Origin of the sequence: Amycolatopsis kentuckyensis (genome assembly GCF_002155975.1) — a bacterium.
In the GTDB taxonomy this organism is placed as follows: domain Bacteria; phylum Actinomycetota; class Actinomycetes; order Mycobacteriales; family Pseudonocardiaceae; genus Amycolatopsis; species Amycolatopsis kentuckyensis.
Map to the genome: position 1 here is coordinate 1 of NZ_MUMI01000474.1, position 5,904 is coordinate 5,904.

The 5,904-nt window shown below is 71.1% G+C and carries 4 protein-coding genes; 3 read left to right on the plus strand and 1 reads right to left on the minus strand.

The window, feature by feature from the left end:
• Positions 1-73: 73 nt before the first annotated feature.
• The gene (locus CCN39_RS37385) at positions 74-1,015 is read right to left on the minus strand and encodes a coiled-coil domain-containing protein (protein ID WP_086850176.1); all 942 of its coding nucleotides are present in this window, start codon (positions 1,013-1,015) and stop codon (positions 74-76) included.
• Positions 1,016-1,178: 163 nt separating this feature from the next.
• On the opposite strand from CCN39_RS37385, the gene CCN39_RS37390 reads away from it, so the two are divergent.
• The 3 genes from CCN39_RS37390 to CCN39_RS37400 form a co-directional block, all read left to right on the plus strand.
• A complete protein-coding gene (locus tag CCN39_RS37390) occupies positions 1,179-2,348 on the plus strand; it encodes a DUF445 domain-containing protein (protein WP_208630568.1) in 1,170 nt (389 codons plus the stop codon).
• Positions 2,349-2,407: 59 nt separating this feature from the next.
• The gene (locus tag CCN39_RS37395) at positions 2,408-3,583 is read left to right on the plus strand and encodes a DUF445 domain-containing protein (RefSeq protein ID WP_086850182.1); all 1,176 of its coding nucleotides are present in this window, start codon (positions 2,408-2,410) and stop codon (positions 3,581-3,583) included.
• A 46-nt stretch (positions 3,584-3,629) separates the two neighbouring features.
• Positions 3,630-5,904: AfsR/SARP family transcriptional regulator (locus CCN39_RS37400; RefSeq protein WP_086850180.1), on the plus strand; the 2,275-nt coding region annotated here is incomplete at its 3' end.

A 5,904-nucleotide genomic window follows, 5' to 3' on the forward strand; every position in this document is an offset into this window, starting at 1 on the left:
TCCCGCCTTGACGCGGTGCTACCGGCCGTAGTCACAATCCGGCTTCGGGGTGGTGGGCCACCCAAGCCAACAACTAAGCCTTCGCAGGAGCAGCCGAAGCCTTCGGAGCAGGAGCAGGCTTCCGATCCCCATTCCCCGCAGCCGGAGCCGCAGCCGCAGCCGCAGCCGAGACCGGAGCCGAAGCCGCCGGAGCCCCAGCCGGAGCATCCTCCGCCGGCGCCAGCAACCGCATGGCCTCCTTCACGGCCACATCCGTCGCCGCGATCCGCTCAGCCACCTTCGCCCGCAGGTCCAGCGCCAGCTTCCGGTTCTGATCCGCCGAAGCCTGCGCTGCCTGCGCCGAAGCCAGTGCCGCCTCGGTCTCCTCCTTCTTCCGCGCGAACTCCTCCTCGAAGGCCTTCTTCCGCGCGGCCAGCTCCTCCGCCGCGACGCGGTCCGCTTCCTCGCGCAGAGCAGCCGCAGCCGCCTCGGCCGCCGCGTCCGCTTCCTTGCGGGCTCGCTCGGCCGCCGCCGCCTGCTCCACCCTCTTCGCCCCTGCCGCCGCGTTCAGCTTCTCGATCTCGGCCTTCGCCTCCGACAGCAAGCGGGCGCGCTCCTCCTCCGCGTCCTTCGCCAGCTTGTCGGCCGTGCGGCGGGTCTCGTGCGCGTACTTGTCCGCCTGGTCGCGGGTCGAGGCCGCGTCCGCCTCCGCCGCCGAGCGCAGGTCCGCGATCTCCTCCTCGGCGAGCTGCATCATCATCCGGACGCGCTCGGCCATCGCGCCCGCGCCGGACGGGCTCGAGCTCATCCTGGCCAGGGCGGCCTTCGTCTCGGCCAGCTCCTTCTGCGCGTAACCGAGTGCTTTCGTCAGGTCCGAGGACGTCGCGACGGCGTCGTCGCGGTTGCGGGACGTTTCGCGAAGCTCCTTGGTCAGCTCGGCGAGACGCTCGTCTACCTGACGCTGGTTGTAGCCGCGGACACCCACGGCGAACTGGGCGGTCTTCGGGGCGGACTGGGGCTTCTCAGGCGCGACCATCGGGCCACCTTAATGAGCAAGGGACCTTCGATGCGTACCGCCAAAAGGATGCATCACGGATATTGGAACCCCCGGTAACGCATGGCATCCTGGGGCTCGACGCGAGGAGGCCACTGTGGACATACTCGCCGACGTCCACGCGCACTGGCCCGTCTACGCCAGCATGCCGCTCATCGCCGCCCTGATCGGCTACCTCACCAAGCGCGTCGCCATCGAAATGATGTTCCGGCCCCTGGAGTTCGTCGGCGCCAAACCCTTCGGCTGGCAGGGCGTCATCCCGGCGAACGCGCGGCGGATGGCCACCACCGCCGTCGAGCTGCTGACCCGCAACCTCGTCGACCCGCAGGAGATCTTCGCCCGGCTCGACCCGGAAGAAATGGTCAAAGAGCTCGAACCGCCCCTGCTGAAGGCCGTCGAGGAGGTCACCCGGGAGGTCATGGAGACCCACCAGCCGCGACTCTGGGAAATGCTGCCCGCCCGGGCGCAACGGCTGCTCGTCGACCAGGTCCGCGCGCAGGCGCCGGCCGTCGTCAAGCGGCTGCTGCGGGACATCTCCGCCGACATCGACGACGTCCTCGACGTCGACGACATGCTGATCAACGCCATGGTCCGCGACAAGTCGCTCACCTGCCGGCTGATCCGCGAGGTCGCCGCCCCCGAATTCCGGTTCATCGCGCGCTCCGGGATCTGGTTCGGGTTCGTGATCGGGCTCGTCCAGTTCGTCGCGTGGGCGCTGACGAAACAGCCGCTGATCATGCCGATCTTCGGTTTCGTCACGGGCTTCGTCACGGACTGGCTCGCCCTCAAGATGATCTTCTACCCGCGTGAGCCGCGCGGGTTCGGCGTCTTCCGCTGGCAGGGGATGTTCCAGAAACGCCGCCAGGAGGTCGCCGCCGACTACGGGGCGCTGATCGCCGACGAGGTGCTCACCGTGCGGAACGTGATGGAGGCCGTGCTCACCGGGCCGCGCTCGGACAGGCTGTTCGCCATGGTCACCCGCGAGGTCCAGCGCACGATCGACGCGCAGGCGAGCATCGCCAAGCCGCTGGTCGCGCTGACCATCGGCGGCCGCCAGTACCAGGAGATGAAGCGCGCGGCTGCCGCCAAAGCGATCGAGTTCCTCCCCGAAACGGTGAAACACGTCGAGAGCTACGCCACCGGCGCGCTCGACGTCCGGAACACGATCGTCACGAAGATGCGGCAGCTGACCCCGCTCGAGTTCGAAGGCATCCTGCGGCCGGCGTTCAAGCAGGACGAGTGGAAGCTCATCGCCGTCGGCGCGGTCATCGGTGGCCTGGTGGGTGAACTGCAGGTGCTCCTCCTGCTGCACTGACGCCGGGCCGATAGCGTTCGCGCGTGGACTTCGGCACGCACTGGCAGGTGTACGTCACCATGCCCGTCATCGCGGCGCTGATCGGCTACGTCACCAAGCGCGTCGCCATCGAGATGATGTTCCGGCCCCTCGAATTCGTGGGCCTCAAGCCCTTCCTCGGCTGGCAGGGCGTGCTGCCGGCGAACGCCGAGCGGATGGCGGCCACCGCCACCGAGATGCTGACGACCACCCTCGTCGACCCGAAGGAGATCTTCGCCCGGCTCGACCCGGCGGAGGTGGCGAAGGAGATCGAGCAGCCACTGCTACGGGTCGTCGAGGGCGTCACCCGCGAGGTGATGGAGACCTACCAGCCGCGGCTGTGGGAAGTGCTGCCCAACAGCGCGCAGCAGCTGCTGCTCAAGCGCGTCCAGGCCGAGGCGCCGAAGGCGATCACCAAGATCATGCGGGAGATCGCCGACGACATCGAGGACGTCCTGGACCTCAAGCACATGGTCGTGACGAACCTGGTCCGCGACAAGGCGCTGCTGAACCGGCTGATCCGGGACATCTCCCGGCCCGAGATGCGGTTCATCGCCCGCTCGGGCCTCGCGTTCGGGTTCGGACTCGGCTGCGTCCAGCTCGTCGTGTGGGCGCTGACGAAGTCGCCGATCGTGCTGCCGCTGTTCGGCCTCGGCATCGGCTGGCTCACCGACTGGCTGGCCTTGAAGATGATCTTCCTGCCGCGCGAGCCGAAGCGGTTCTTCGGCCTCTACACCTGGCAGGGCGTCTTCCAGAAGCGCCGCGACCAGGTGGCCGCCGACTACGGCGACATGATCGCGCGCGAGATCATCACCATCCCGAACCTCCTGGAAGCGGTGCTGCGCGGCCCGAAGTCCGACCGGCTGTTCGCGCTGATCACCCGCGAGGTGCAGAAGACGATCGACGCCCAGGCGAGCGTCGTCAAGCCGTTCGTCGCCATGGCCGTCGGCACGAAGCGGTTCCAGGAGATGAAGCAGACGGCGGCGGCGAAGGCCGCGGAACGCGTCCCGGAGACGATCCGGTACGCCGAGGACTACGCGATCAACGCCCTCGACGTGCGCAACACGATCGTCGACCGGATGAAGCGGCTGAGTGCGCTCGAGTTCGAGCAGCTGCTGCGGCCGGCCTTCCGGCAGGACGAATGGAAGCTCATCGCCGTCGGCGCGGTGATCGGCGGACTCGTCGGGGAACTGCAAGTGCTGGCCCTGCTGGGGTAGCGCGAACCCGGCAACGGGACGGCAGTTCGGTGGCAGACTGCGCCGCGTGGAGATCCACCTGCTCGGCCCGCTCGAAATCCGCGACAACGCGGGCGCGACCACGCGCATCACGTCGGCGCGGCAACGGGTCATCTTCGCCGCGCTCGCGATGCAACCGGGAGAGGTCGTCTCGGCCGAGAGCCTGGTCGACTGCCTGTGGGGCGACGACCCGCCGGTCACCGCCCGGGAGACGGTGCACAGTCACGTGACGCGGCTGCGGAAGAACCTGTCCGCGGCGGACCGCGCGCGGCTCGTGACGCGGGCGCCCGGCTATTCCTTGGACGTCGCACCCGGTGACGTCGACGTTTTCCGCGTCCGCGAGCTGCACAAGGCCGCCCTCGAAAGCGATGACCGGGAAAAGGCGGTCATCCTGCTCGGCGAGGCACGCCGGCTTTCCCGCGGTGAGCTGCTCGCCGACGTCGGTTCGGAGTTGCTCCGGCAACGCCACGCGCCCGCCTGGGAAGAGTTCCGGGTGCAGCTGACCGAGGCGTGGATCGACGCCGAAACGGCCGCCGGGAACCACGCCGGGATGCTCGGCGAGCTGCGGGCGCTGGTCGCCGAGCGCCCGCTGGCCGAGCAGTTCCGCGGCCGGCTGATGCTCGCCCTGCAGGCCACCGGCCAGACCGCCGAAGCGCTGCGCGAGTACCAGGAGGCGCGGCGGGCCCTGATCGACGGCCTCGGCGTCGAGCCCGGCCGGTACCTGCGCTCGATCCAGCGGCAGATCCTGACCGCCGGCGGGGAAGCGGCCGAGCCCGCGCCGCCCCGGCCCGCGGTGCCCGCGGAGCTGCCGCACGCCCGGCGCGGGTTCGTCGGCCGGGCGCCCGAGCTGGCCGAACTGGCCGCGGCGACCGAGCAGGCCGGCATCGTCGTCGTCCACGGCATGGGCGGGATCGGCAAGACGACGCTGGCGGTCCACTGGGCCCACCACGCCCGCGACCGCTTCCCGGACGGCCAGCTGTACCTGGACCTGCGCGGCTTCGACCACACCGAAGCGCCGATGCGGCCCGCCGAGGCGCTGCCCCGGCTGCTGCACTCCCTCGGCGTCCCGCCCGGCTCGGTCCCGGCGGACGTCGGCGAGCAGGGCGCCCGGCTGCGCAGCCTGCTCGCCGATCGCCGGACGCTCGTGCTGCTCGACAACGCGGCCGACGCGGAGCAGGTCCGGCCGCTGCTGCCGGGCGGCCGCCGGTGCGTCGTGCTCGTCACCAGCCGGACGCGGTTGAGCAGCCTGGTCGCGCGGGAGCACGCGGCCGCCGTCCGGCTCGGGCCGTTCCGCCCGGCCGAGTCCGCGGACCTGCTCGCCGGTTACCTCGGTACCGCCCGGCTGCGCGACGACCGGGCCGGCGTGGACGCGCTCGCGGCCTACTGCGGTCACGTCCCGCTGGCGCTGAGCATCGTCGCGGCCCGCGCGCTGGAGGAACCCGGCGTCTCGCCGGCCGAGCTGACCGCCCGGCTCCGGGCGGGGCAGCGCCTGGACGCCTTCGACCTCACCGGCGAGAACCTGCGCACCGTCTTTTCCTGGTCCTACCGGGCGCTGAGCCCGGCCGCGGCCCGGCTGTTCCGGTTGCTGGCCGTGCACCCCGGCCAGACGATGAGCGAGGCCGGCGTCACCGCGCTCGCGGGCGCGGAGCCTGGGAAAGCGCTTGCCGAGCTGGTCAGGGCGAACCTCCTCGACCGGGCCGCCGACGGCCGGTACCGCGGGCACGACCTGCTGCGGGACTACGCCGCGGAGCTGGCCGCCGAAGACCCCGAGGAACAGCTCGCCCGCCGGCGGGTCTTGGACTGGTACCTGCACACGACGATCGCCGCCGAGGGCCTGCTGCGGCCCCATCGGCCGCCCTTCGCGCCGGTCGAGCCGGTCGCCGAGGTCACGCCGGTCGCCTTCGCCGACAACCAGAGCGCGATGCGCTGGTGCGACGCCGAACAGGCCAACCTGGTCGCGGCGATCGACGGCGCCGCGGCCCACGGGCTGCACGAACACGCCTGGCAGCTGGCGCTCGCCGTGTCGTCGTACTGCTACGCGGGCAAGCGGCGGCGCGACTGGCTCGAGACCAGCGAAACCGGGTTGCGTTCCGCGCGGGAGCTCGGCGATCCGAAGGCCGAAGGCGCGCTGCTGGCCAGCCTCGGTTCCGCGCACGCGGTGAACGGCCAGTACGACGAGGCCATCGCGTACTTCCGGCAGGCCCTGGACCTGCACCGGGCCACCGGCGACGACGACCGGGCACCGGTGACGCTGAACAGCCTGGCCGTCGCCTACGCCGAGACGCGCCGGTTCGAACCGGCGC

Excerpts from the sequence above, each read along its gene's own strand:
- CCN39_RS37385 (WP_086850176.1), bottom strand. The coding sequence starts at position 1,015 with ATGGTCGCGCCTGAGAAGCCCCAGTCCGCCCCGAAGACCGCCCAGTTC.
- CCN39_RS37390 (WP_208630568.1), top strand. The coding sequence starts at position 1,179 with ATGCCGCTCATCGCCGCCCTGATCGGCTACCTCACCAAGCGCGTCGCC.
- CCN39_RS37395 (WP_086850182.1), top strand. The coding sequence starts at position 2,408 with ATGCCCGTCATCGCGGCGCTGATCGGCTACGTCACCAAGCGCGTCGCC.